The sequence below is a fragment of the Nonomuraea sp. NPDC049028 genome (assembly GCF_043197735.1).
Lineage (GTDB): Bacteria > Actinomycetota > Actinomycetes > Streptosporangiales > Streptosporangiaceae > Nonomuraea.
Map to the genome: position 1 here is coordinate 584,151 of NZ_JBICTR010000005.1, position 23,730 is coordinate 607,880.

21 protein-coding genes are annotated in these 23,730 nt (G+C 70.3%); 12 read left to right on the forward strand and 9 right to left on the reverse strand.

The genetic code is table 11. The features are described 5' to 3' along the window. Positions 1 to 2: 2 nt before the first annotated feature. A complete protein-coding gene (locus tag ACGFJ2_RS22295; protein WP_393471017.1) occupies positions 3 to 1,067 on the reverse strand; it encodes a serine hydrolase domain-containing protein in 1,065 nt (354 codons plus the stop codon). Between the two features lie 100 nt (positions 1,068 to 1,167). Then, positions 1,168 to 1,767: a TetR/AcrR family transcriptional regulator gene (locus ACGFJ2_RS22300; RefSeq protein ID WP_393471020.1), complete on the reverse strand. Its 600-nt coding sequence runs from the start codon at positions 1,765 to 1,767 to the stop codon at positions 1,168 to 1,170. Between the two features lie 123 nt (positions 1,768 to 1,890). On the opposite strand from ACGFJ2_RS22300, the gene ACGFJ2_RS22305 reads away from it, so the two are divergent. Both ACGFJ2_RS22305 and ACGFJ2_RS22310 read left to right on the forward strand, forming a co-directional pair. Then, the gene (locus tag ACGFJ2_RS22305; RefSeq protein WP_393471023.1) at positions 1,891 to 2,712 is read left to right on the forward strand and encodes an SDR family NAD(P)-dependent oxidoreductase; all 822 of its coding nucleotides are present in this window, start codon (positions 1,891 to 1,893) and stop codon (positions 2,710 to 2,712) included. Positions 2,713 to 2,798: 86 nt separating this feature from the next. Beyond that, positions 2,799 to 4,496, forward strand: coding sequence for a serine/threonine-protein kinase (locus ACGFJ2_RS22310; RefSeq protein ID WP_393471026.1), 1,698 nt, complete (start codon positions 2,799 to 2,801; stop codon positions 4,494 to 4,496). On the opposite strand, the gene ACGFJ2_RS22315 is transcribed toward ACGFJ2_RS22310, so the two are convergent. Then, positions 4,477 to 5,745, reverse strand: a complete 1,269-nt coding sequence (locus ACGFJ2_RS22315; protein WP_393471029.1) for an MFS transporter — start codon at positions 5,743 to 5,745, stop codon at positions 4,477 to 4,479. The two genes, ACGFJ2_RS22310 and ACGFJ2_RS22315, sit on opposite strands and share 20 nt — an antisense overlap. 88 nt (positions 5,746 to 5,833) lie before the next feature. On the opposite strand from ACGFJ2_RS22315, the gene ACGFJ2_RS22320 reads away from it, so the two are divergent. Both ACGFJ2_RS22320 and ACGFJ2_RS22325 read left to right on the forward strand, forming a co-directional pair. After that, positions 5,834 to 7,033: a sensor histidine kinase gene (locus ACGFJ2_RS22320; RefSeq protein ID WP_393471032.1), complete on the forward strand. Its 1,200-nt coding sequence runs from the start codon at positions 5,834 to 5,836 to the stop codon at positions 7,031 to 7,033. Positions 7,034 to 7,135: 102 nt separating this feature from the next. After that, on the forward strand, positions 7,136 to 8,392 hold the full coding sequence (locus ACGFJ2_RS22325; RefSeq protein WP_393471035.1) for a C39 family peptidase: 1,257 nt from the start codon (positions 7,136 to 7,138) through the stop codon (positions 8,390 to 8,392). A 3-nt stretch (positions 8,393 to 8,395) separates the two neighbouring features. On the opposite strand, the gene ACGFJ2_RS22330 is transcribed toward ACGFJ2_RS22325, so the two are convergent. Next, positions 8,396 to 9,412: a nitronate monooxygenase gene (locus tag ACGFJ2_RS22330; RefSeq protein ID WP_357939346.1), complete on the reverse strand. Its 1,017-nt coding sequence runs from the start codon at positions 9,410 to 9,412 to the stop codon at positions 8,396 to 8,398. A gap of 161 nt (positions 9,413 to 9,573) precedes the next feature. On the opposite strand from ACGFJ2_RS22330, the gene ACGFJ2_RS22335 reads away from it, so the two are divergent. After that, on the forward strand, positions 9,574 to 11,337 hold the full coding sequence (locus ACGFJ2_RS22335; RefSeq protein ID WP_357939348.1) for a CBM35 domain-containing protein: 1,764 nt from the start codon (positions 9,574 to 9,576) through the stop codon (positions 11,335 to 11,337). Positions 11,338 to 11,424: 87 nt separating this feature from the next. Here ACGFJ2_RS22335 and ACGFJ2_RS22340 read toward each other — a convergent pair whose 3' ends face one another. The 5 genes from ACGFJ2_RS22340 to ACGFJ2_RS22360 form a co-directional block, all read right to left on the reverse strand. Next, positions 11,425 to 12,390, reverse strand: a complete 966-nt coding sequence (locus ACGFJ2_RS22340; RefSeq protein ID WP_393471039.1) for a lytic polysaccharide monooxygenase — start codon at positions 12,388 to 12,390, stop codon at positions 11,425 to 11,427. A gap of 79 nt (positions 12,391 to 12,469) precedes the next feature. After that, positions 12,470 to 12,856 carry a hypothetical protein gene (locus ACGFJ2_RS22345; RefSeq protein ID WP_357939352.1) on the reverse strand — a complete coding sequence of 129 codons (387 nt, stop codon included), beginning with the start codon at positions 12,854 to 12,856 and terminating at the stop codon, positions 12,470 to 12,472. An 87-nt stretch (positions 12,857 to 12,943) separates the two neighbouring features. Continuing rightward, positions 12,944 to 15,310: a hypothetical protein gene (locus tag ACGFJ2_RS22350; protein ID WP_393471042.1), complete on the reverse strand. Its 2,367-nt coding sequence runs from the start codon at positions 15,308 to 15,310 to the stop codon at positions 12,944 to 12,946. Between the two features lie 3 nt (positions 15,311 to 15,313). Further along, complete coding sequence (locus ACGFJ2_RS22355; protein ID WP_357939356.1) at positions 15,314 to 15,616, reverse strand: hypothetical protein; 303 nt, start codon at positions 15,614 to 15,616, stop codon at positions 15,314 to 15,316. Next, positions 15,613 to 15,999 carry a YbaB/EbfC family nucleoid-associated protein gene (locus ACGFJ2_RS22360; protein ID WP_357939358.1) on the reverse strand — a complete coding sequence of 129 codons (387 nt, stop codon included), beginning with the start codon at positions 15,997 to 15,999 and terminating at the stop codon, positions 15,613 to 15,615. Before ACGFJ2_RS22360 ends, ACGFJ2_RS22355 begins: the two co-directional genes overlap by 4 nt. 158 nt (positions 16,000 to 16,157) lie before the next feature. Here ACGFJ2_RS22360 and ACGFJ2_RS22365 point away from each other — a divergent pair, with 158 nt between their 5' ends. The 7 genes from ACGFJ2_RS22365 (at position 16,158) to dgoD (ending at position 23,714) form a co-directional block, all read left to right on the forward strand. Then, positions 16,158 to 17,501 carry a sugar ABC transporter substrate-binding protein gene (locus ACGFJ2_RS22365; RefSeq protein ID WP_357939360.1) on the forward strand — a complete coding sequence of 448 codons (1,344 nt, stop codon included), beginning with the start codon at positions 16,158 to 16,160 and terminating at the stop codon, positions 17,499 to 17,501. Between the two features lie 65 nt (positions 17,502 to 17,566). Further along, the gene (locus tag ACGFJ2_RS22370; RefSeq protein WP_393471047.1) at positions 17,567 to 18,433 is read left to right on the forward strand and encodes a carbohydrate ABC transporter permease; all 867 of its coding nucleotides are present in this window, start codon (positions 17,567 to 17,569) and stop codon (positions 18,431 to 18,433) included. A 29-nt stretch (positions 18,434 to 18,462) separates the two neighbouring features. Next, the gene (locus ACGFJ2_RS22375) at positions 18,463 to 19,266 is read left to right on the forward strand and encodes a carbohydrate ABC transporter permease (protein WP_358193569.1); all 804 of its coding nucleotides are present in this window, start codon (positions 18,463 to 18,465) and stop codon (positions 19,264 to 19,266) included. Continuing rightward, positions 19,263 to 21,185: a beta-galactosidase gene (locus ACGFJ2_RS22380; protein WP_393471050.1), complete on the forward strand. Its 1,923-nt coding sequence runs from the start codon at positions 19,263 to 19,265 to the stop codon at positions 21,183 to 21,185. The genes ACGFJ2_RS22375 and ACGFJ2_RS22380 overlap by 4 nt, the downstream gene beginning before the upstream one ends. After that, on the forward strand, positions 21,182 to 21,892 hold the full coding sequence (locus tag ACGFJ2_RS22385; protein WP_393471053.1) for an SDR family NAD(P)-dependent oxidoreductase: 711 nt from the start codon (positions 21,182 to 21,184) through the stop codon (positions 21,890 to 21,892). The genes ACGFJ2_RS22380 and ACGFJ2_RS22385 overlap by 4 nt, the downstream gene beginning before the upstream one ends. Then, the gene (locus ACGFJ2_RS22390; protein ID WP_393471056.1) at positions 21,889 to 22,572 is read left to right on the forward strand and encodes a FadR/GntR family transcriptional regulator; all 684 of its coding nucleotides are present in this window, start codon (positions 21,889 to 21,891) and stop codon (positions 22,570 to 22,572) included. Before ACGFJ2_RS22385 ends, ACGFJ2_RS22390 begins: the two co-directional genes overlap by 4 nt. After that, the gene (gene dgoD / locus ACGFJ2_RS22395) at positions 22,569 to 23,714 is read left to right on the forward strand and encodes a galactonate dehydratase (protein WP_393471059.1); all 1,146 of its coding nucleotides are present in this window, start codon (positions 22,569 to 22,571) and stop codon (positions 23,712 to 23,714) included. Before ACGFJ2_RS22390 ends, dgoD begins: the two co-directional genes overlap by 4 nt. Positions 23,715 to 23,730: the final 16 nt, after the last annotated feature.

The following is a 23,730-nucleotide window of genomic DNA, read 5'->3' on the forward strand; positions in this document are numbered from 1 at the left end:
CTTTACTTCGCCGGGGAGCACAGGGCGGCGTCGAAGGCGGCGAAGAGGTGCCGATCGTCCTTCGGGGTGCCCGTGACGTACACGGTCGCCGCCCGGCCCGCCCGGTTCCGCCCGCTGAGCACCCGTACGCCCGGCAGACCGCCGTCGTGCATGAGGGCGAGGCCGCAGCTCAGCGGGTAGGTGTACAGCCCCAGGCCGTAGCGACTGCCCGCCGGGTCGGTGGCGGGGACCGTGCCGGTGAGCATGGTCCGCAGCGTCCGCTGGGGGATGGCCTGCCAGAACCGGTTCAGGTCCGCCGGTGTGGAGACCAGCCCGCCGCCCGCCCCGAAGCCGTAGCCGGGCAGCTGGGTGATGTCCGTCTCGCCGCCCTTCGGGTCCATCGGGTTCACGCCGTAGTTGTGTGCGTGCTCGCCACGGATGTCCAGCTCGCCGTTCTTGGGCCAGTACGTACCGGGCAGGCCGCGCAGCACGGTGTCCTCGGTGACCCGGCGGAAGTCCTTGCCGGTCACCTTCTCGATGAGCATGCCCGCGACCAGGAAGTTGGTGTTGGAGTAGAACCAGCGCTCGCCGGGCTTGCCCACGGGCTCGCGGGTCATCGCCAGCGCGAGGTGGTCGGCGGGGATCGCGGGCTTGGTCCAGTCGACCAGGTCGAAGTACTCGGGCAGACCGCTGGTGTGCAGGAGGAGCTGGCGGATGGTGATCGGCCGGCCGTCGAGCGAGCCGGGCAGGTAGTGCTCGACCCGCTCGTCCAGGTCCACCTTGCCCTCGGCGGCCAGGCGCAGCACGGTCACCGCGATGACCGGTTTGGTCACGCTGGCCACGCGGAACCGTCCGTCGGCGCCGACCATCGGCTTGCCGGTGCCACGCTGGGCCGTGCCGGAGGTCCACGTGGTGGTGCGGCCGTTCGCGTCACGCACCGAGACCACCGCGCCGGTCAGACCGTCCTGCTTGGTCAGCCGGTCGACCTGCTGCTGGACGCCTTCAGTGGTGGCGACGGCGGCCATGGCCGGAGAGGCGGCGCTCAGGAGCACGACGGCGGCCGCGGCTGCTGCGAGGTACTTCCGCATTTTGGACATCTCCTCTTTCCCTGGGGTGATGTCCCAATCCTTGGCTCTCCGGCCCTCAAGATCAGTCAGGTTGCCGGGCTACTTAGGGGTAGGGCCCGCACTACTCCAGCGGGCGGAACGCCTTGAGTGTCAGCTCCACCAGGGCGTCGGCGTACTCGGGTGTGAGCGGCCCGGAACGGAGCAGCCAGCGCTGGTAGAGGGGGGCGTAGAGCAGTTCGAGCGCCAGGTCGAGGTCGGCGTCCGCGGCGAACTGGCCCGCCCGCTGCGCACTGCGCAGTCGCTCCTTCTTGGCCTCGTCCACGGGGGCGGCCAGCTTCTCGCGGTATTGGGCGGCGAGCTTCGGATCGTGGATGATCTCCGTGTTGAGCGCCCTGATCGGCGCCTCGAAGGCCGGATCGGCGAACTCGGCGACCGTCGCCCGCATGACCACCTTCAGGTCGGCCTCGATGTCGCCCGTGTCGGGCAGCGCCAAGCCCTCGACTCCCTCGCTGAGCGTCAGGAAGGAGTCGAAGATCACCGCGCCCTTGCCCGGCCACCACCGGTAGATCGTCTGCTTGCCCACCCCCGCTCGTGCGGCGATGGCCTCGATCGTGACCTTCGCGTACCCCACCTCGGTGACGAGCTCGCGTGCCGCGTCGAGGATCGCCTGGCGCGACCGTTCGTTGCGGCGGCCGGGGTCCGGCTGCTTGGCGTTGGACATGCAGGTGAGGATAGCAGTACGAGGAGACGAGACGTTCCGTCTTGACGAACTCGATGAGATCGGGCAGGCTGTCCATCGCGGCGAGACGAATCGTCTCGTCTTGAAGTCGAGGAGGTGGGGCCTGTGACGAGTACCCGAGTGTGGTTCATCACCGGGGCGTCCCGGGGTCTGGGCCGGGCGTTCGCGGAGGCGGCGCTGGCCGCTGGAGACCGGGTCGTGGCGGCGGCGCGCAATGTCGATCCGCTCGCGGAGCTGGCCGAGGAGCACCCGGGCCGCCTCGTACGCCTGGCGATGGACGTATCCGACCGCGCGGCGGTGCGGGACGGAGTGGACCGGGCGGCGGCGGCCTTCGGGCGGCTGGACGTCGTGGTCAACAACGCCGGCGGGTTCCTGTTCGGCATGCTGGAGGAGGCCACCGAGGAGCAGATCAGGGCCCACTTCGACGTCAACTTCTTCGGCGCGATCTGGGTGACCCAGGCCGTCGTCCCCCACCTGCGCAAGCAGGGCTCCGGGCACATCCTTCAGGTCACCTCGATGGGCTCCGGCGGGGGATTCGCCTCGGTCGGCCTGTACGCGGCGGGCAAGTCGGCCCTCGACTCGGTCAGCCAGGCGCTGGCGATGGAGGTCGAGCCGTTCGGGATCAAGGTCACGATCGTTCAGCCGGGCGGGTACGACACCGGACTGTTCACGGTCGGCACCACGGTGACCGAGCACCTTCCCGAGTACGAGCCCCTGCGGGCGAAGCTGGCCGAGATGTGGGGCGACGACGCCGGACCCGCGCCGAGCACGGCCGCGCCCGTCATCATGGAGCTGGTCGATCTTCCGGAGCCGCCGCTGCGGCTGATCGTCGGTAGCCACTCCTTCGACCTCGTCCAGCAGATGGACCAGGCTCGTACGGAGGTGTACCGCGCCTGGGAGCACCTGAGCCGCAAGGCGCCGGGCTGAATGACCCGTGAGCAGCGACAAATAGCGGAAAATCCGTATATGAGACGGCCCATCCTGGGCCAGGCCGACAGCGTACGCTGCTCTGCATGCGCAGACGGGTGATCGACGACCGGTTCGAGCTGGTGGAACGGCTCGGCGGCGGCGGCATGGGCCTGGTGTGGCGGGCCTGGGACGTGGCCCTGCACCGGGAGGTCGCCCTCAAGGAGGTACGCCCGCCCGACCCGGATATGGACGAGCGCGACCCCGAGGGCGCCCGCGAGCTGCGGGCCAGGGTGCTCCGCGAGGCCCGCGCCCTGGCCCGGCTCAACCACCCGCACGTCGTGACCATCCACCACATCGTGGACCACGGCGACGGCGGCTATCCGTGGCTCGTCATGGAGCTGGTCTCCGGTGGATCGCTCCAGGAACGCCTCGAACGCGGCCCGATGACGCCGCACGAGACCGCCCGCCTCGGCCGCGAGATCCTCTCCGCGCTGCGGGCCGCGCACGCCGTCGGCATCCAGCACCGCGACGTCAAGCCCGCCAACGTCCTGCTGCGGCCGGACGGTCGGTCGGTGCTGACCGACTTCGGCATCGCCGCGGTGCGCGAGTCCACCAGCCTGACCGCGACCGGCTCGTTCATCGGCTCGCCCGAGTACATCGCGCCGGAACGCATCAACGGCTACGAGGGCGACCCGTCCTCGGATCTGTGGTCGCTGGGGATGCTGCTGTACGTCGCCGTCGAAGGCCGTCATCCGCTGCGCCGGGCCACCACGCTGGCGACGCTGGCCGCGGTGCTCAACCAGGAGGTGCCGCCGCCGCAGCGGGCCGGAGCGCTCGGTCCCGTGCTGGGCTACGTGCTCACGCGCGACGTGGCCGCCCGGCCGGACGCCGAGACGCTGGACCGCATGCTCGCCTCGGTGGCCGAGGCCCCCGCGTCGATGCCGCTCGCACCGCCGGCCTGGGCCCCGGGCCCACCACTCCCGCAGCCGCCCATGGGCGCACAGCCGACGGGCGGCACGCCGTACCCGCACCCGCCTTTAGGCCCGCACTCACCCATGGGCCCGCAGCCGACCGGCCCGCAGTACGCCCAGATGAACACCAGCCCGCCGCTCCCGCGCTCGGTCACCGGCACCAGGCACCGATCGAAGCGCGGCGCGCACCCGGCCATGATCGCGGTGTCCGCCGCCGTGGTCGTGGTGGTCGGCGTGCTGGTGTGGACGTTCCTGCCCCCGATACTGAACGGCGACGCCGCCGACGACCCGCGCTCCACCGGGTCCGGGGAGCCGACCAGCACCGCCACCAAATCCGGGCGGAAGCCCAAGACCACGCCCGAGGACACCGAGACGGCCGCCGCCGACACGGGCAACCTGCTGACCCCGGCCGGGATCCGGACCGCGATCGCCAAGCTGAAGCCGGCGATAGGCGGCACCAAGGTCATCAGAATGGTGATCTACCCCGAGTACGCGAGCGTCCAGGCGCCGGTCAAGGGCGAGAAGGGCGTCTACGAAATGTTCATGTACCGCGACGGCACCGTCAGTCCCCAGCCCGGCGGCAGCACCACGGACGAGGATCCGGTGGACCTGACCAAGTTCAATTGGGACGCCCTGCCCGCCCTGCTCCGCAAGGCGGACCAGTCTCTGGGCGTCCGCAAGCCCACCACCCACTACATCGTCGTGGACCCCGCCTATGAGTTCCTGGGTGCCCGCGAGGCGCTGCTCGTCTATGTGAGCGACAAGTACAACCGGAGCGGCTACCTGGTGGCCAGCACCAAGGGGAAGGTGATCAGGACCAATCCGGCGTGAGCGCGATGTCCCGCTGCCGCCGCAGCGGTGAGAACACCAGCCAGAGCACCGCGAGCCACGAGCAGGTCACCGCGACCGCCAGGGTCGTGCGGGCGCCGAGCCACGCGCCGAGGGTGCCCGCCAGCAGGCCGCCGAACGGCATGGCGCCGCGGATCAGCCACCGGATGCTCGCGTTCATCCGGCCGAGCAGCTCGGGCGGGCAGATCGACTGCCGGTAGGTGATCTGCAGCACGTTGTACGCGACGGTGGACAGGCGCGAGGCGAACAGCCCCGCCGCCACCGCCAGCACGCCCCAGCCGGGCCCGCCGAGCGGGATGAGCAGTGTGAACCCGCCGAGACACAGCTTGCCCGCCCATAACGCCCTGGCCGGACCCACCCACCTCGCGAACGACGTGGCGAGCACGCCGCCCACGATCCCGCCGGCGCTGCCCAGCCCCAGCACCAGTCCGAGCGTGGCGGGCTCGGCGCCGAGGTCGCCGAGCACGAAGACGACCACAAGAGTGGTGATCATGGCGTCGCAGAGGTTGGAGATCGCGCTGCACGCCACGACGCGCCGCAACACCGGGTGCCCCAGGACGAAGGTGATCCCCTCGGCCGCTGCCTTGCGCATGCTCCGGGATTCACGGACGGGGGGCCGTGATTCGGGGGTGCGGATCAGCAGCAGGGACGCGATGCCGATCACGTACGAGAGGCAGTCCACGACCATCACCCGAGCCGCGGTGTGCAGCAGCGTCATCAGGCCGCCCGCCAGGGAAGGGCCGACGGCGAGGGCCACCGCGTTGGTCGTGGCGATCTTGCCGTTGCCCTCGATGAGCCGCCGCCGCGACAGCAGGACCGGCAGGTAGCTCTGGCAGGCGATCTCGAAGACGACGTTGATCGAGCCCACGAGGAAGGCCATCGCGTACAGGTGGCTGATCGTCAGATGGCCCAGCGCCGCCGCGACGGGGATCGAGGCCACCACCGCGCCCCGCGCCACGCCGCAGCCGATCATCAGCGGGCGCTTGGCCACGCGGTCGACGATCATTCCGGCGGGCAGCGTCATGATCAGCCAGGCCGCCGTGGCGCAGGCGGTCAGCACCCCCACCTCGAAGGTGGTGGCGCGGAGCATGGTGACGGCCACGAGGGGGACCGCCAGCGTCGTCACCGCCGCGCCCAGGTCGCTGATGCTCTGCCCAGTCCAGAAGAGCATGAAGTCGCGATTCTTGAGGAGTGTGCCGTCCTGTTCGGATGCCTGCCGGTTGATGGTCACGTAATCGACCGTACGGAAATCATGCTGGCTTACCCCGGGCTGACACGTGGTCCGTCATCCTCTACCCAGAGCGGAAGGGGTACTGGTCGTGACGGAGCCCGACGGCCCTGCCGTGCGCCCATGGAACCGGCTGGGGCTCAGGATGCGGCTCACGCTCCTGTACGGCGGCTCGTTCTTCGTCGCCGGATCGCTGCTGCTCTGGTCGACGTACCTGATCACGGGGCAGGCCCTGGAGCAGCAGTTCCCCGCGAAGGGCATGAGGATCGTCGGCGAGCGGGCCGGGCCCGTGCAGGAGGGCGCCGTCAAGAGCGACATGGTCTTCGAGAAGGTGAACGTCCAGCAGCGGGCGGACGGCGTGCTCGACGAGATGCTGCGGTCCTCGGTGGTCATCATGATCGTGATCGGGGTCATCGCGTTCGTGCTCGGCTATTTGATGGCTGATCGGGCGTTGCGGCCGTTGGATCGGGTGACGGAGACGGCGCGGCGGTTGTCGGAGAGTACGTTGCACGAGCGGATCGGGTTGCGGGGTCCGCGGGATGAGGTCAAGCGGTTGGCCGATACGTTCGACGCGATGTTGGATCGGTTGCATCGGGTGTTCGAGGCGCAGCGGCGGTTCATCGGTAATGCTTCGCATGAGTTGCGGACGCCGTTGGCGATCAATCGCACGATTTTGGAGGTGTCGCTGGAGGAGCCGGCGGCCTCTCCGGATCTGAAGGCGCTGGCTCGTGCGTTGCTGGGGACCAACGCGCGTTATGAGCGGTTGATCGAGGGGTTGCTGCTGCTGGCCCAGTCGGAGCAGGAGCTCGCCGTCCGCAAGAGCGTCGACGTACGCCAGGTGATCCTGGCCGTGGAGGAGCAGCTGGACCTGCAACCCCGCAAGCGGCCGGTCACCCTCCACCAGGACCTGAGCGCCGCCCTCGCGATGGGTGACCCGCTGTTCCTGGAGCGTTGTGTGTTCAACCTGCTGGAGAACGCGATCAAGTACAACGTCCGCGACGGGGAGGTGTGGTTGCGTCTGCGGCAGGAGGGTGACGAGGCGGTGGTCGTGGTGGAGAACACCGGGCCGCAGGTCTCGCCGTACGAGGTGGACGACCTGTTCGAGCCGTTCCGCCGGCTGCAGGGCGACCGGGTGCGGTCGGCGCGCGGCGCGGGGCTGGGACTGTCGATCGTCCGGGCCATCGTCGACGCGCACGGCGGCACGGTCACCGCCGAGGCGCGGCCGGAGGGCGGTCTCACCGTCACCATGCGGCTGCCCCGGCTGGAGCGCCAAGCGGCCCTGCGAGCTTGAGCTAAATAGCGGACAGTGCGCTTACGTACATTTTCCGATGCGTTGTATGCCCTCTATGTCTACTGTCTGCCGCATCGAGCGCCGTCCAAGCAAGGTAGGTTCATGCGCGCGCTGACCGTACTCCTCTCCACCGTCCTGGTTTCCGCGACCCTGGCGGCTCCCGCGACCGGCCTCGCCGCCACGAAACCCGCGGCGGCCACGACGGACGTCGTCTATCAACGGGCCGACTTCGCCACCGGTACGCCCGAAGGGACGGTCATCGGTGAGGGCCTGTCGTTCGCCGCCGCGGTCGGCACCACCACCTACACCGACGCGCTCGGCACCAAGAGCTGGGAGTACGCCCGCTGGACCGGCCCGGAGTCACCGATCGGCTTCGCCGCCACCGAGCTCATCGCCTCCTGGACCGCCGAACTCCCGGCGGGCAGCTGGCTGCAGGTCGAGGCGCGCACCCGGCACACGGCCGGGCTGAGCAAGTGGTACGTGCTCGGCCGCTGGGCGTACGGAGAGGGCGACATCCGCCGCACCTCGGTGCCCGGGCAGGCCGACGCCGACGGCACCGTCTCCGTGGACACGTTCGTCGCGGCGGCGGACAAGCAGATCAACGCCTACCAGCTACGCCTCACCCTGTACCGGACTCCCGGCTCCGCCGTGACGCCGACCGTACGGACGCTGGGCGCGATGGCCTCGAACGTGCCCGAGCGCAAGACCGTGCCGGTCAGCCCGGGCGGCGGCGCGTGGGGCACCGAGCTGGCCGTGCCGCGCCGTTCCCAGAACGTGCACGAGGGCCACTACCCCGAATGGGACGGCGGCGGTCAGGCCTGGTGCAGCCCGACCTCGACCACGATGGTCCTGGGCTACTGGGACAAGTGGCCGAGCGCGGAGGACACCTCCTGGGTGGATCCGTCCGATCCCGATCCGGAAGTCGACTACGCCGCCCGCTTCTCCTACGACCACGCCTACCAGGGCGCGGGCAACTGGCCGTTCAACACCGCCTACGCCGGCCGCTACGGCATGGACGGCTTCGTCACCCGCCTGCGGACGCTGACCGAGCTGGAGAAGCTGATCAGCGCCGGCATCCCGGTCATCACCTCGCAGTCGTTCAAGAAGGGCGAGCTGCCGGGCGCCGGGTACGGCACCAACGGGCACATCATGGTGATCGTCGGCTTCACCGCCGAGGGCGACGTGATCGCCAACGACCCCGCCTCCGCCGATGACGACGCGGTGCGGCACGTCTATCCGCGGGCCGCGTTCGAGAACGTCTGGCTGCGCAGCTCCAGCAGCGGCGGCATCGTGTACGTCATCCACCCGCCCGGCCGTGCCCTGCCCGCGACCACACCGGGACTGCCCGCCAACTGGTGACGCTCAGGATGCTCCCCTGTAGCGGTCGAGGGCGGCGCGGGCCTGCGTGGTGATCGTGTCGATCACCACGGCCGCCGGCTCGATCGAGTCGACCAGGCCCACGCCCTCGCCCGCGAGCAGCGCCATCTCCTCCAGGTCGCCGGTGGTCAGGCCGCGCATCGGGACCAGGAAGGAGAACTTGTGCATCTCCACCGGCTCCCCGTTGACCACCGTGTGCCCGATGACCTCCAGCCCCGAGGTGTCGCGCGGCACCTCGTCGGCCCGGTAGTGCCACTCGCGGACGACCCGGTTACGTAGCACCCGAGTCGGATTGAACGCCGGATGCTCCGGGCCGAACATCGGCGTACGCGCGGTGTCGGTGCCCCGTGCCGTCACCAGCCGGCTCTTGTAGCCCTCGTGCGCCGCCGACTCGGTCGTGGCCACCAGCCGCGTACCGATCCAGGCGCCGTCGGCCCCCAGCATGAGCGCGGCGGCCAGCCCCCGGCCGTCCGCGATCCCGCCGGCCGCCAGGACCAGCGCCGGGGCGACCGCGTCGACCACCAGCGGGACCAGCGCGAACGTCGGCAGCGTCGCGTAATTGTGCCCGCCCGCCTCCAGCCCCTGCGCCACCACGACGTCCACCCCGTCGTCCACCGCCCGCTTGGCGTCGTCCACCGAGCCGACCTGCTCGAAGACGCGTACGCCCGCGCCGTGCAACTGGCCGATCCAGCTCTTCGGCGGATGCCCCCAGTGGAATGACGCCACCGCGACGCCGGCCGCGCAGACCGCGTCGATCTGCTCGGGCTTGGCGAAGGGGGTGACGAAGTTGACGTTGAACGGCCCGGTCGTGCCGGCCCGTACCGCTTCGATGGTCTCGACCATGGCGGCGGTCGGCATGAGCCCCACCCCGAGCGACCCCAGCGCGCCGGCGTTGCTCACCGCGATGGCCAGTTCCGGCAGCATCCCGGCGAACGCCATGCCGGCCTGCGCGATCGGGGTGGTCAGACCGTACGCCTCGGTGAAGCGGGTCCGCAGTTCCATATGGGCGCCTTTCCCTGTGTAGCGATATCTCCTGACAAAGGGGCGTTCCATGCCGTTCCAAGTGAACACATCCGACCTATTGACTCATCCGACTGCCAGTGGTCATATCAAGAAATATTAGGAAAGTTTATTAACGAGCGCACGTCACAGGGAGCTGCGCCATGTCCAGAACGGTGCCTGTCTTAGCCATGCTCGCCCTCCTGGCGACGACATTGATCGGAGGTATAGCGCAGGCGGCCACGAACCGCTACGAGGCGGAGGCCGCCACGATCTCCAAGGGCGTCCTGGAGACCACCCACACGGGTTTCTCCGGCACCGGCTACGTCAACGGCGACAACGTCTCGGGCAGTTACCTGGAGTTCGCCGTCACCGCCCCCTCGGACGGCAGCGCCACCCTCGACCTGCGCTACGCGAACGGCACCACCACCAACCGCCCCGCCACCATCACGGTCAACGGCACGGCGATCGCCACCGGCCACGCGTTCACCAGCACGGGCACCTGGGACACCTGGACCACCGCCACGCTCACCGCGACGCTGCGCGCGGGCGCCAACACGGTCAGGGTCACCGCGACCACCGCCAACGGCAATCCCAACCTGGACTTCCTCGACGTCACCCCCTCCAGCACCCAGGACATCGCCTACCAGGCGGAGAGCGCCGTACTCTCCCAAGCGGCGGTGGCCACCAACCACACCGGCTTCACCGGCACCGGCTTCGTCGACTACGTCAACACCACCGGCGGCTACGTCGAGTGGACCGTGAACGCCGCCGAGGCGGCCACCGCGACGCTGACCCTGCGCTACGCCAACGGCACGAAGGAGAACCGCCCACTGGACATCTCGGTCAACGGGACCGTGGTCGCGGCCGGCAAGGCGTTCAACCCCACGGCGAACTGGGACACCTGGGTCGACCTCCCCATCACCGCCCAGCTCAACGCCGGGGCGAACACGGTCAGGGCGACCGCCACGGCCGCCACCGGCGGGCCCAACCTCGACAAGCTCACCGTCTCCGGGCCCATCGACTCCCACGCGCCCACGGCCCCCGGCCAGCCGAGCCAGACGGCCATCACCTCGTCGAGCGTCACGGTGACCTGGGCGGCCTCGGCCGATGACGTGGGCGTCGCCTTCTACGACCTGTTCGGCGACGGGCGGCCGTGCGGCACCGTCTCGGGACAGACCACCACGGGCACCTGTACGGGCCTGAGCGCCGACACCGACCACGCCATCCACGTCGTCGCGCGGGACGCGGCCGGCAACGCCTCCCCGCCGAGCCCCGATCTCGCCGTCCACACCCCCGTCGCGCAGAACCCGTACGGTGACCCGTACCTGGTCTCCATGTTCGACGGCACCACGCTGAACGGCTGGACCCCGCACGCGGCGGCCGGCTGGACCGTACGCGACAACGCCATCCACGGCACCGGTACGGCGGGCCGAGGCTGGATCTACTACAACAAGCAGCAGACCGGCACGTTCCGCTGGATCTTCAGTGTCCGGCAGGTGTCCGGCGACCACGCGCCGACCGTGCTGATCTGGGGCACCACCACGCCGATCAGGGATGCCCTCAGCGCCATCCAGTTCCAGCCGCCCAACGGCGGCCACTGGGACTACCGCCCCGGTCACAACAACGGCGGCGGCAGCCTGTTCACCCAGTTCCCGCACACCAAGTGGGACATCCACAACTGGAGTCAGTGCGAGCTCGTGGCCAACCAGAGCACCGGCGAGGCCAAGATGGCCTGCTGCCCGATCACCGCGGGCACGCCCACGTGTACGGCGGTGAAGGTGCTGGCCTTCAAGGACACCACCGCCGGGCAGGCCGGTCCGCTGGCCATCCAGATTCACAACAGCGGCATCCAGGACGAATACCGCGACCTCTACCTGGAGTCCCCGGTGGTGGTGAACCCGGACGGCTTCATCACGACGGGCTGACCGGACGGGGACCCCGGCTTCCCGATGATCTCGGGAGGCCGGGGCCCTGATCCCGAGTGCTGAGACCGCGACTTGTGACTCGGGCCCCTACCTCGGGCGGCGGCCTTTCGCTCGGGTCAGCACGATGATCGCCCCGGCCACGGCGGCGAGGAGTGCCACGCCGCCGACCGCCCACGGCAGGCCGCCGCTCCCGCTGCTCCCGGCGAGAGCGGCCGCGGGCGCGGCGGCCACGGGCTCGGATGCGGGGTCGGCGACTGCGGACTCGTCGGTCGCGGACTCATCGGTCCCAGGGTCGTCGGTCCCAGAGTCGTCGGCTGCGGGGTCGTCGGCTGTGGAGTCGGTGGGTGCGGGTTCGGCAGCGGCGGAGTCCGTGGGTGCGGGTTCGGACGGTGCGGCGGCGGCCTTGGCGGCGCGGAAGACCACGTCGGAGCAGGAGTAGTAAGTGTCCGGCGTGTCGGAGTTCTGCCAGATCGTGTAGATCAGGTGACGGCCGCTCTTGCTGGCAGGCAGCCGCCCTTTCATCACGTACGAGCCGTCCGCCATCGCCGGGTCGGTGACCTTGAGGAAGGGCTGCCTCTCCAGGTCGGACCACTTGAGGGCACGCGACGGGTCGTAGCGGTCCGTCGTGACGTACAGCCGGAAGGTCCCCTTGTGCGGGATCGTGCCGCGATATTTGAAGGTGAACCCCGCTCCAGCCGTCAGCCTGGTGGCGGGCCAGTCGGCACGGGCGAGGTCGAGGCCGCCGAAGCCCTCGATGCCGCCGCTGCACAGCTTCCCGTCGGGGATCACCTCGCGGTCCCGGCCCGCGACGTCCGCCACCCTGAGGTTGTCCCACTCGTCGGGCAGTTCCGTACCACTCACTGCCATGGCGGCCGTACAGGCAGGGGACTTCTTCGACAGTGGGCTGTCGGCGCCGCAGGCCGCCGCCCGGCTGAGCGGGTTCTCCAGCGCTCCGTGGGCGCCGGCCGGTGCGGCGGGCAGCAGCAGGCCGCCGGCGAGCAGGCCGAGCGCGACGACGGCCACGCCCGCGGTCCGGCGACGACGAACGCCCACGTGGCAGACCTCCTCGGCTCGCGACATCACGTCCTGCGTAGAGGTACGGACCGCCGGCCGCACGGGTTCACCCGATCGGCTATCCGGACTCGGCGGAGAACCGGTAGAACTCCTGGAGGACCCGCGCGGCGGCGTCCTCGCCGACCTCGGGGCACACGTACCCGCCGGCCGCGATGTGGGCGCACAGCTCCGGGTCCGGTCGCAGGTGGTGGGTGCGCAGGTAGTAGGTGACCGTGTCGGTCCAGACGTACGTCCCGTCGGTGCGGAAGCTCAGCGGCACCACCTCGCCGCGCGCCGGCTCTACCCGGTCCACGTCCAGTCCGGTGGTGCCCAGGATCGGCGTGCCCGCCTCCAGATAGCCGGCCAGCCGTTCGCGCTCGTCTGGGCTGTCCACCAGCGGATGACCGGGCTCGAAGTACGGCACCCCGTCCCGGACGCCGTCGAACACCCGAGCGACCATGATCATGGCCTCTTCCCCTCCGGACGGTACCTGTCGAGAACGGACGGCTGCCAGCCGATGATCGCATAGAGGCTGATGAGCTGTTCGGTCACCTCAGGAGCCGCCGAAGTGGCGGACGGGCTCATGGGTCAACGGCACGTCGCCGGTCGCGTGGTCGGCGATCTGGTACAGGCGGTCGAGCACCTCGTCGTGCCACGCCTGGCGACCCAGCCGCTCGAACTCCGGCCGCAGCGCCTGGATCCGCTCGGTGAACACGTCGATGTCCTCGCGGGTGAGCTGGTTGTCGATCCACTCGCCGTCGTCGTCCATGTAGTGCCAGGCGAAGTCGTTCTGGGCGTACTCGATCTTGTCGAGGCCGAACGAGAAGGACCTGCTGAGGTCGATGCCGCCCACCCCGTCCTTCCCGTGCGCGAGCCAGTTGCCGCCCCTGCGGTCGGTGTTGCCGATCAGGGCGTCGAGCAGGCCGAGCCGCCTTCCCCCCGCGCTTTCGTGGAAGGGCAACAGCTCGCCCCTGATCTCGGACGGGTCGACGCCGTCCATGAACTGCATGTAGACCGCGTCCCGGTTGAACGGATCCCTGATGACGTGCGGTACGGGGGCGCCGACCATCCGCCCGACGAGGGAGGCGAGCAGGTCTTTTTTCACCGTGACATGCCCGTAAAGATGGAGTTTCCGGATCAGGACGGTGCCGTCGCGGAACCGGACCGTCTGCACCACTCCATGCTGGCCACCGGCCAGGAACTTGGGCTGCGGCTTCTCCTGCTCCAGCTTCGCCTTCAGCGTCTCCTCGTTGAGCGCCCCCGGCGGCAGCTCGGGACTCGGCCGGGCCATGTCCGCCGGGACGGCCGGCTGCTGGTGCGGCTGCTCCGGCCGGGTGTGGTGCCACTGGCCGTCGTCGCGGAAGATCGGCCGGCCGTCGGCACGGTATTGAGGGATGCTCCCGGTGTGCGCCTGCCGGTCGGCGCCGATGTAGACCAGCTTGTCAGCCGTGATGATCTCCCGGCCGGTGAGGTCGGCGAGCTGCCGCACCGCGACGCGATTCTGGTCGAGGTCGCAGCCCAGGAGGCGCAGCTTGGCGGTGGGGTCGGCCCGCACGGCCGGGTCGTGGGCGAGCATCGTGCCCACGTCGCGGCTCGACAGCCGCTCGTCGCCGATGTAGAACCCGTGGCGGTCGGTGCGGATGCCCACGTTGATGACGCCGGGCGTCTGCCGCAGCAGCCGCATGTCCGCGCTGGGCATGACCGCCCGGCCCGGATCCCGGTACCAGACGCCCGCGGCGACCTCGTGCCGGCTCTGCCGGATGAGCTCCCGGTGCCTGGGCGTGAGCACCGGCACGGCCGTCCCGCCGCCGCCGGGTTCGGCCCGTCCGGTCCCCTCGGGCGGCGGCCGGCCTGGACCGTCGTTCGGGTCCTGGCCGAAGTGGTACGCGGGCGCCCGCTGATCAGCCGGACGCCCCGTGTCCTCCAGCCGGGTGCCCTCCGCCCGCGTGCCCTCCATCCGGGTGCCGTCCAGTCGCGGCGCCTCTCCCAGGCGCGGCATGCGCAGGCCGTCGGCGGCGCGCGGGCCCGCGTAGCCCGCCCTGCCGTCGATGCCGCCCACGAAGCCCGCCACCGCCGCCTTGGCCAGCATCTCCGGAGTGAGCCGGCCGCTCTCGTACAGCATGGGGATCGAGCCGATCACCGAGGCCACGCTGCTCTGGGTCGCCACTCCGCCCACGGTCTGGGTCAGGAACGCGGCCACCCGCTCGCGCGCCGTCAGCTCCTCCTTCAGCACGACGCCGCCCAGCAGCCGCGGACCGCCGACCTTGGCGATGATCCCGCCCAGCCCGGCGAACGCCAGCCCGGTCAGCAGCCCGCCCTCCACCGCCGCGGCCGTCTTGCCGCCGTCCCATTCGTGCCGCTTACCCTCGGCGAACTGCCAGAGCTGGGTTCCGCCGTCCAGGCCGACCATGAACGCGATGCTCATCAGCAGCAGCTTGGCGATCGTCCTGACGTTCAGCCTGGCCATCGAGCAGGCGGGCCCGATGGACAGGAACGAGGCACCGCCCGTGGCGGGCCCGAACGCGTAGGACCGCAGCAGCAGGAAGGCCAGCAGGATCAGGCAGAGCGCGATGTACTTCTGCGTGTAGTCGGTGTCCAGGCCGTATGACTCGAGCTGGTTCGCCGCCGCCTCACAGGCCTTGGCCAGCTCCTCCACGTACGCGGGATCATCGGTGGTGAACTTCTCCCAGTAGCCGCACAGCGCGGTGGCCGCGGGGCCGACTGCGTAGGCCAGCACGTGGTTGAGCGCTTCGTCCCCCTGGCCGCCCGCCGTGCGGCACATCCCCGCCGCACTGCGCAGGTCGGCGGCTCCCGCCAGGCTCTCCTCGCCGTCGCCCTCCGGGTAGTCCATGCCGACCACCCAGCCGAGTACCGGTTCCACGTACGGAAACGCGGGGCCGAGCAGGGTCTTCAGGTCCACGCCTCAGACCTGCGGATACAGGTGATTGGCCCGTTCGTAGTTGCGGGCCGCCGTGTCGACCTGCTCCGTCAGGTCGTCGACGCTCTTCGCGCCCTGGTGGAAGTCGTCGAGCAGGTCTTCGAGCGTGCCGGTGAACCGGGCGGCGAACTGCCGCCCGTACTGATCCTGTCCCCACGGGGCGCTGTCGAGCACGGACCGCACGAGCCCTCTCGCGTCACGCAGGGTGGCGGCGGGGGCGCACCAGTCCGTGCCCGCCCTACGCATCTGGCCCCAGGCGACGTCGAACCCCTGCGCCCACTCGCTCATCGGCTCTCCCCGCGCTGGAGTGGCGTGTCCGGCAGCAGCCGGTCAAGGTCGAACTCGCCGCCGAACAGCTGCTCGGCCGACATCCCCTCGGGTACGAACGGCGCCATCAGCTTCCGCGACTCCTCGGCGACCCGCGTGTTGGCCTCGGTGATCTGGTCGAGGACCGCCTGGGCCAGCTCCGACGGGGAGAGCCGGGTGTAGACGCGGGGATGGAAGACGACCTCGTCGATCCTGCCCTGCGGACCCGCAGTCACGGTCACGTTGCCGTCGGAGACCGTGGCCGTGACCTCCCGGAGCTGGGCGTGTGTCTCCCGGACCTGGCTGACTTGCCTGCCGAACTCCGCCACCAGACCCTCGATGGCCGCCTGCAAGTCATCGTGCATTCAGCACCCCTTCACTACCGAGGGCCCCATAGTCCCATATGTCACACGAAATCGCAGGAAACCGCCCAGCAACACTCTTGTATTATTAATAAAATACGAATAATGTCTCCCCTCAACCGGAACCCGCAGGTCAGGCGTTCCGTTCGAAGGGAGTCAGCATGGGATCGAAGATTCCCAGGGCGGCCCGACTGGTCGCCGCTGTCGTCGCTATAGGGCTCGCGGCGGCATGCGGGGGCGGTGCGAGCGCGCCGACCGGCACCGCGGCAAGTGGCGATCCGGCCCAGCCGGTCTCACTGACGTTCTGGTCGTGGGTGCCGGACATCCAGAAGGCCGTCGACGCCTTCAACACCGCCCACCCCGGCATCAAGGTCAAGCTGGAGACCATCACCCCGGGCCCCGACGGCGGATACGCGAAGATGCTCGCCGCGGTCAAGGCGGGCAACGCGCCCGACGTGGCGCAGGTGGGCTACGACTCCCTGCCCTCGTTCCTGGTCAACGGAGCCCTGCAGGACGTCACGGAGTACGCGAAGGACGACGCGGCCAAGTTCGTCGACTGGCAGTGGCAGACCGGTGTCTTCGGCGACAAGGTCTACGCGATTCCCCAGGCCAGCGGGCCCATGGGTTTCTACTACCGCAAGGACCTGTTCACCAAGTGGGGCCTGGAAGCGCCCAAGACGTGGGACGACTTCGCCGCGGCCGCGGCGACCATCAGGAAGAAGGACAAGAGCGCCTACATCTCGACCTTCGCCGCCAACCAGGCGCCCTGGATGATCTCGCTGGCTCAGCAGGCCGGGCAGCAGTGGTTCGGCACCGAGGGCGACGCCTGGAAGGTGACGATCGACAACCCCGACACCCGCAAGATGGCCGCGTACTGGCAGAAGATGCTGGACGGCAAACTGGTCAAGACCGAGGCCGACATGTCCAACGCCTGGTACAAGGACCTGCAGACGGGCAGCATCGTGGGCTGGATCGGCGGCTCGTGGGGCGACGCGATCATCCGCGGCAACGCGCCCGACACCTCGGGCAAGTGGGCGGTCGCGCCCATGCCCCAGTGGGCGGGCGCCGCCCAGTTCACCTCCGCGAGCTGGGGCGGTGGCTCGGCCTCCGCCATCCTGAAGGGCACCAAGAACCCCGGCGCGGCCACCGAGTTCGCGGTCTGGCTCAACAGCGCCCCCGAGAGCGTCAACACCCTGCTGTCGGCCGGATACGGCTGGCCGTCCGTCAAGGACACCAGCCAGATCACCAACCTCCAGAAGGACGACACGGTCTTCCCCTTCTACGGCGGCCAGAACATCTGGGAGGTCTTCAAGCAGGCCGACGCCGCAGTGGCGACGGACTGGCGCTGGCCCCCGGTGAGTGACGCGCTCTACTCCTCGCTGACCGACAACGCCAAGGCCGCGGTCCAGGGCGACGGGACGCTCACCGACGCCTTCGCCAAGACCCAGCAGGCGATGGTCGAGCAGCTCAAGGCCAAGGGCCTCAACGTGGTGACGGGCGGTTGACGGTGACCGGGGTGGTGCGGGGGGCGCGCGCGAACTCGCGGCGCCCCGGTCGGCCAAGGACGCACGTGGTGGTCCTGGTCGCGCCGTTCTTCGTGGCCTTCGCGCTGTTCTTCCTCGCGCCGATCGGCTACGCGATCTACCAGAGCTTCTTCAAGCTCACCAGCAGCGGGCTCGGTCTGACCGAGCCGGTGCTGGAGTTCGCCGGGCTCGGCAACTACGCCACCGCGCTGAGCCAGGAGGCGTTCGTGGCGAGTATCGGCCGGGTGCTGGTGTTCAGCCTGATCGAGGTGCCGACCATGGTGGTCTGCGCCTTGGCGCTGGCCCTGCTGCTCGACTCGGCGAGGGCGCGCTTCCGGCCGTTCTTCCGCGTCTCGTTCTTCCTTCCGTACGGCGTGCCCGGCGTGATCGCCTCGCTGCTGTGGGGCTTCCTCTACGTACCGCAGACCAGTCCGCTCATCGACGTACTGGCCGCCATGGGCCTGCCGCACGACTTCCTCGGCCCCGACACGATCCTGCTGGCCATCGCCAACATCTCCACCTGGCAGTTCGCCGGCTACAACATGCTCGTGCTGATCGCCGGGCTGCAGGCCATCCCCCGGGAGCTGTACGAGGCGGCCAGGGTGGACGGCGCGAGCGAGCTGCGGATCGCCTGGCACGTCAAGATCCCGCTGGTACGCGCGCCGCTGATCCTGATCACCGTGTTCACGCTCATCGGCACCCTCCAGCTGTTCGTCGAGCCGCTGATACTCAAGCCGCTCACCACGGCGATCAACAGCGACTACACGCCCAACCTGGCGGCGTACAACCAGGCTTTCGGCCAGGCGGATATCCATCTCGCCTCGGCGGAGGCCACACTTATCGCGATCATGGCATTCGTGATCTCCTTCGGCTTCCTTCGACTGGTGAACAGGAAGGGGAACAGAGCGTGGTGAACCGGTGGAGACCGGCCACCGTCGTGGTCATGGCGTTGCTCCTCGCGGCGGCCGTCTACTTCCTGCTGCCGGTCGTCTGGGTGCTGGTCGCCGCGACCAAGAGCACCGCCGACCTGTTCGGCACGTTCGGTCTGTGGTCGCCGCACCCGCAGCTCGGCGCCAACCTCGCCCGCCTGTTCGGCGACGGGCTGTTCGGCCGCTGGATACTCAACAGCTTCCTGTACGCGGGCGTCGGCGCGCTGGTGGCCACCATGCTGTCGGCCGGGGCGGGCTACGCCATGGCCAAATACCCCTTCCGGGGCCGGGAGGCGCTGTTCAACCTGGTGCTGGCGGGCGTGCTCGTGCCGGCCACGGTGCTGGCGCTGCCCACGTACCTCATCTTCAGCCAGGCGGGCCTGACCGGATCGTTCTGGTCGGTGCTGCTGCCCAGCATCGTCAGCCCGTTCGGCGTCTACCTCGCGCGCATCCACGCCAACGCGGCGATCCCCGACGCGCTGCTGGAGTCGGCGCGGCTGGACGGCGCGGGGGAGTATCGCATCTTCTTCAGCATCGGCCTGAAGATCATGAGCCCGGCGCTGGTCACGATCTTCCTGTTCCAGTTCATCGGCATCTGGAACAACTACTTCCTGCCCCTGGTGATGCTGTCGGACCAGAACCTCTACCCTGTCACGTTGGGCCTGGCCCTGTGGAACTCCCAGACCTTCAGGAACCCGGCCTTCTTCGAGCTCACGGTCACCGGCGCAGCGGTGTCCGCGCTCCTTCTCGTCATCACCATGGCCTCGCTGCAGCGATTCTGGCGGGCGGGCCTCACCGCAGGGAGCGTCAAAGGATGAAGCACGACCGAGTACATTTCGGCGCCGACTACAACCCCGAGCAGTGGTCGCCGGAGGTCTGGCGCGAGGACATCCGCCTCATGCGCGAGGCCGGGGTCACCATCGTCACGCTCGGCGTCTTCTCCTGGGGCCTCGTCGAGCCCGAGCCGGGGGTCTACGACTTCGGCTGGCTGGACGAGGTCATGGACCTGCTCGGCGACGCGGGCATCGAGGTCAGCCTGGCCACGGGCACCGCGTCACCGCCGGCCTGGCTGTCGCGCCGGCACCCCGAGACGCTGCCGGTCACCCGCGAGGGCGTGCGCCTGTCGCCGGGCTCGCGCCAGCACTACTGCCCCAGCTCGCCCGTCTACCGCGAGGCGGCCGTGGGGCTGGCCGTCCAGCTGGCCAAGAGGTACGGCGGGCATCCCGCGCTGGCCATCTGGCACGTCGGCAACGAGTACGGCTGCCACATCCAGGAGTGCTACTGCGACGTCTCCGCCGAAGACTTCCGCACCTGGCTGCGCGAGCGTTACGGCGACCTCGACGCGCTGAACGCCGCCTGGTCCACCACGTTCTGGAGCCAGCGGTTCGCCGACTGGGCCGACGTGCTGCCGCCCCGCGCGACCCCGACCCTGCGCAACCCGGCGCAGGATCTCGACTACCGCCGCTTCAGCTCCGACGCGCTGCTGGCCTGCTACCGGGCCGAGCGGGCGGTGCTCCAGCAGCTGACCCCCGACGTGCCGATCACCACGAACATCATGGGCATGTGGGAGCCGGTCGCCGACTACGCCTCCTGGGCGGCCGACTTCGACGTGGTGGCGCTCGACATCTACCCCGAGCCGAAGGACCCCGGCGCGCACATCGACGCGGCCTTCTTCCACGACCAGATGCGCTCGCTGGGCGGCGGCCGGCCCTACCTGATGATGGAGACCGCGACCAGCGCGATCAGTTACCGCCCGCCGAACCGGCCGAAGCGGGACGGCCTGAACCGGCTGTGGAGCCACCAGGCGGTGGCGCGCGGCGCCGACGCGGTCATGTACTTCCAGTGGCGGGCCTCGGCGGGCGGCGCGGAGAAGTTCCACTCGGCGATCGTCTCCCACGGCGGCGCGGACAACCGGATCTTCCGCGAGGTGGCCGGGCTGGGCGCCGAGCTGGCGGCGCTGTCCGGCGTCGCGGGCTCGCGGGTGCGCGCAGACGTGGCGATCGTGCACGACTACGCCAACTGGTGGGCGCTGGAGCTGGACGCCCGGCCGGGCGAGCTGAAGATTCCCGAGCGGGTACGCGCCCACTACGCGCCGCTCTGGCGGGAGAACGTCACGGTGGACGTGGTGCCGCCCGAGGCGGACCTGTCGGCGTACAAGCTGGTCGTGGTGCCGAACCTCTACCTGTGCACCGACGCGGCGGCCGCCAACCTGCGCGGCTATGTCGAGGGCGGTGGGCACCTGCTGATGTCGTTCTTCAGCGGGATCGTCGACGAGTGCGACCGTATCCGGCTGGGCGGCTACCCCGGCGCCTTCCGGGAGCTGCTCGGGCTGCGGGTGGAGGAGTTCTGGCCGCTCAGTGAGGGCGAGAGTGTGGGCCTGACCTCGGGCGGGAGCGCGGACCTGTGGGCCGACCACGTCGTGGCGGAAGGTGCCGAGGTCCTGGCCGCCTACACCGGCGGCCCGCTGGCCGGGGCGCCGGCGATCACCCGGCACGCCTTCGGCCTGGGCGCCGCCACCTACCTCGGCACGCGCCCGGACGAGCGGGCCATGCGCGAGCTCGTCCGCGACGCCCTGCGGCTGGCGGAGGTCGCGCCCGTCCTCCAGGGAGTGCCCGACGAGGTGGAGGCCGTACGGCGTGGGGAGCACCTGTTCCTGCTCAACCACGGTGACCGGCCCGTGAGCGTGGCTGGGGTGGAGCTGGCTCCCCTTGATGTCGTCGTACTGGCAGGGTCATGAGCGGGCGCTTCGCGGGCAGGACGGCCGTCGTGACCGGTGGTGCGTCGGGGATCGGCGCCGCGACGGCGGCGCGGCTGACCGCTGAGGGCGCGTCCGTCCTGGTGGTCGATGTCGTCGCGGAGCCGCCGCAGACAGGCGCCGGTTACCTGCGCGGCGACGTGGCCGAGGAGGAGACCTGGGAACGGGTCGCCGAGTGGGGTCCGATCGACGTGATTGTGAGCAACGCGGCCGTCGCCGAGGTGGCGCCCGCGCACCAGACCACGCTGGAGTCGTGGAACCGGCAGCTCGGCGTCAGCCTGACCGGCACCTTCCTGGCCGCCCGCAGGCTGCTGCCCGGCCTGGCCACCAGGGGCGGCGCCATGGTGGTCACCTCCTCCGTGCACGCGCTCGTCGGCCTGCCAGGACACCCCGCCTACGCCGCCGCCAAGGGCGGGCTGACCGCGCTCACCCGGCAGCTGGCGGTCGAGTACGGCCCCGCCGTCCGCGTCAACTGCGTCCTTCCCGGGCCGATCATGACGCCCGCCTGGGACCGGGTGGACGAGGCGGGCCGGGCGGACAGTGTCCGGGCCACCGTGCTCGACCGGTTCGGCACGCCCGAGGAGGTGGCCGCGGTGATCGCCTTCCTGGCCTCGCCGGAAGCCTCGTTCGTCACGGGAGCCTGCGTAGTCGTGGACGGCGGCTGGAGCATCGTGAAGGACTCGGCATGATGGCGGCCTACAGCGGGCGCGGGCTCCACGGGCAGACGGTCGAGGCCATCGCCTCGATGATCTTCGGCGGAGAGTTCAGGGCGGGCGACAGTCTCGACGTCACCGTCCTGCAGGAACGGCTCGGCGTCAGCTCGACGGCGCTGCGCGAGGCGATGAAGGTCCTCACCGCCAAGGGGCTCATCGGGGCCAAGCCCAAGCTCGGCACCTATGTACGCCCGCGCGCCGACTGGAACCTCCTCGACGGCGACGTGATCCGGTGGAAGTTCGCCGGGCGCCCCGACCCGGGATTCCTGCGCGACCTGCACGAACTGCGCTCCATCGTCGAGCCCCAGGTCGCCCGGCTGGCCGCGCTGCGCCGTACCCCCGAACAGCTCGACGCCCTGCGGAAGGCACTGGACGCGATGGCGTCCGCCGCCGACCCCGTCGCGGCCGACCTGGACTTCCACCGGGCGCTGCTGGCGGCGGGCGACAACGAACTGCTCATCCGCATGGAGGTCGTCATGGGCGCGGGCCTGGCCGGGCGCGACCGGCTCGTCCACGGCTCCAGCGGCAGCGACGACCCCGTACCCAGTCATTTGGCGGTGCTGGCGGCCATCGAGAGACAGGACGGCGAGGCCGCGGAGGCGGCGATGCGGGACCTGCTCGACAAGGCGTGGCGCGACCTGGAGGAACTGCTGTGAAGATCACCAGGATCGAGACGTTCCCGGTGCCGCCGAGATGGCTGTTCTGCCGCGTGGAGACCGACGAGGGCATCGTCGGCTGGGGCGAGCCCGTCGTCGAGGGACGGGCCGAGGTCGTGCGGGCCGCGGTGGACGTACTCAGTGAATATCTCCTCGGCCAGGATCCGCTGCGGATCGAGGACCACTGGCAGGTGCTCACCAAGGGCGGCTTCTACCGGGGCGGCCCTGTACTTTCCAGCGCTGTCGCGGGGCTCGACCAAGCCCTGTGGGACATCGCCGGCCAGCACTACGGCGCGCCCGTGCACGCCCTGCTCGGCGGGCCGGTCCGCGACAAGGTCAGGGTCTACGCCTGGGTCGGCGGCGACGACCCCGGCGAGCTGCGGGAGGAGATCGACAAGCAGGTCGAGGCCGGGTTCACCGCGGTCAAGATGAACGGCTCGGGCCTGATGCCGCGCTCCCTCACCGCCGCCGACCTCGCCTCCGTGGTGGGCCGGGCGGAGGTCGCCAGGTCGGCCCTCGGCCCCGGCCGCGACTTCGCGATCGACCTGCACGGCCGCGCCACGACCGCCAACGCCAGACGCGTCCTTGCCGCCGTCGCCGATCTGCAACCGCTGTTCGTGGAGGAGCCGCTGGCCCCCGACCACCTGCACCGGCTCCGCGACCTGACCGCTTCGACGGACGTGCCGATCGCGCTCGGCGAGCGCCTGTACTCCCGCACCGACTTCTTGCCGCCGCTGACCTCCGGCCTGGCCGTGGCCCAGCCCGACCTGTCCCACGCGGGCGGCATCTCGGAGGTCAGGCGGATCGCCGCGCTCGCCGAGACGTTCGACGTGCAACTCGCCCCGCACTGCCCGCTCGGCCCGATCGCGCTGGCCGCCAGCCTGCAGATCGGCTTCGCCACGCCCAACTTCCTCATCCAGGAGCAGAGCGTGGGCATCTACCACAACGGCGGCGCCGAACTCCTCGACTACGTCCTCGACCCCGCCCCGTTCACCTTCACCGACGGTCACGCCCACCGCACCACGCTGCCCGGCCTGGGGGTGACCATCGACGAGCAGGCGGTACGGCAGGCCGCCCGCCACCCGCACGCCTGGCGCAACCCGGTCTGGCGGCATGACGACGGCTCGATGGCGGAATGGTGAGGCTGCGTGTGTGGCG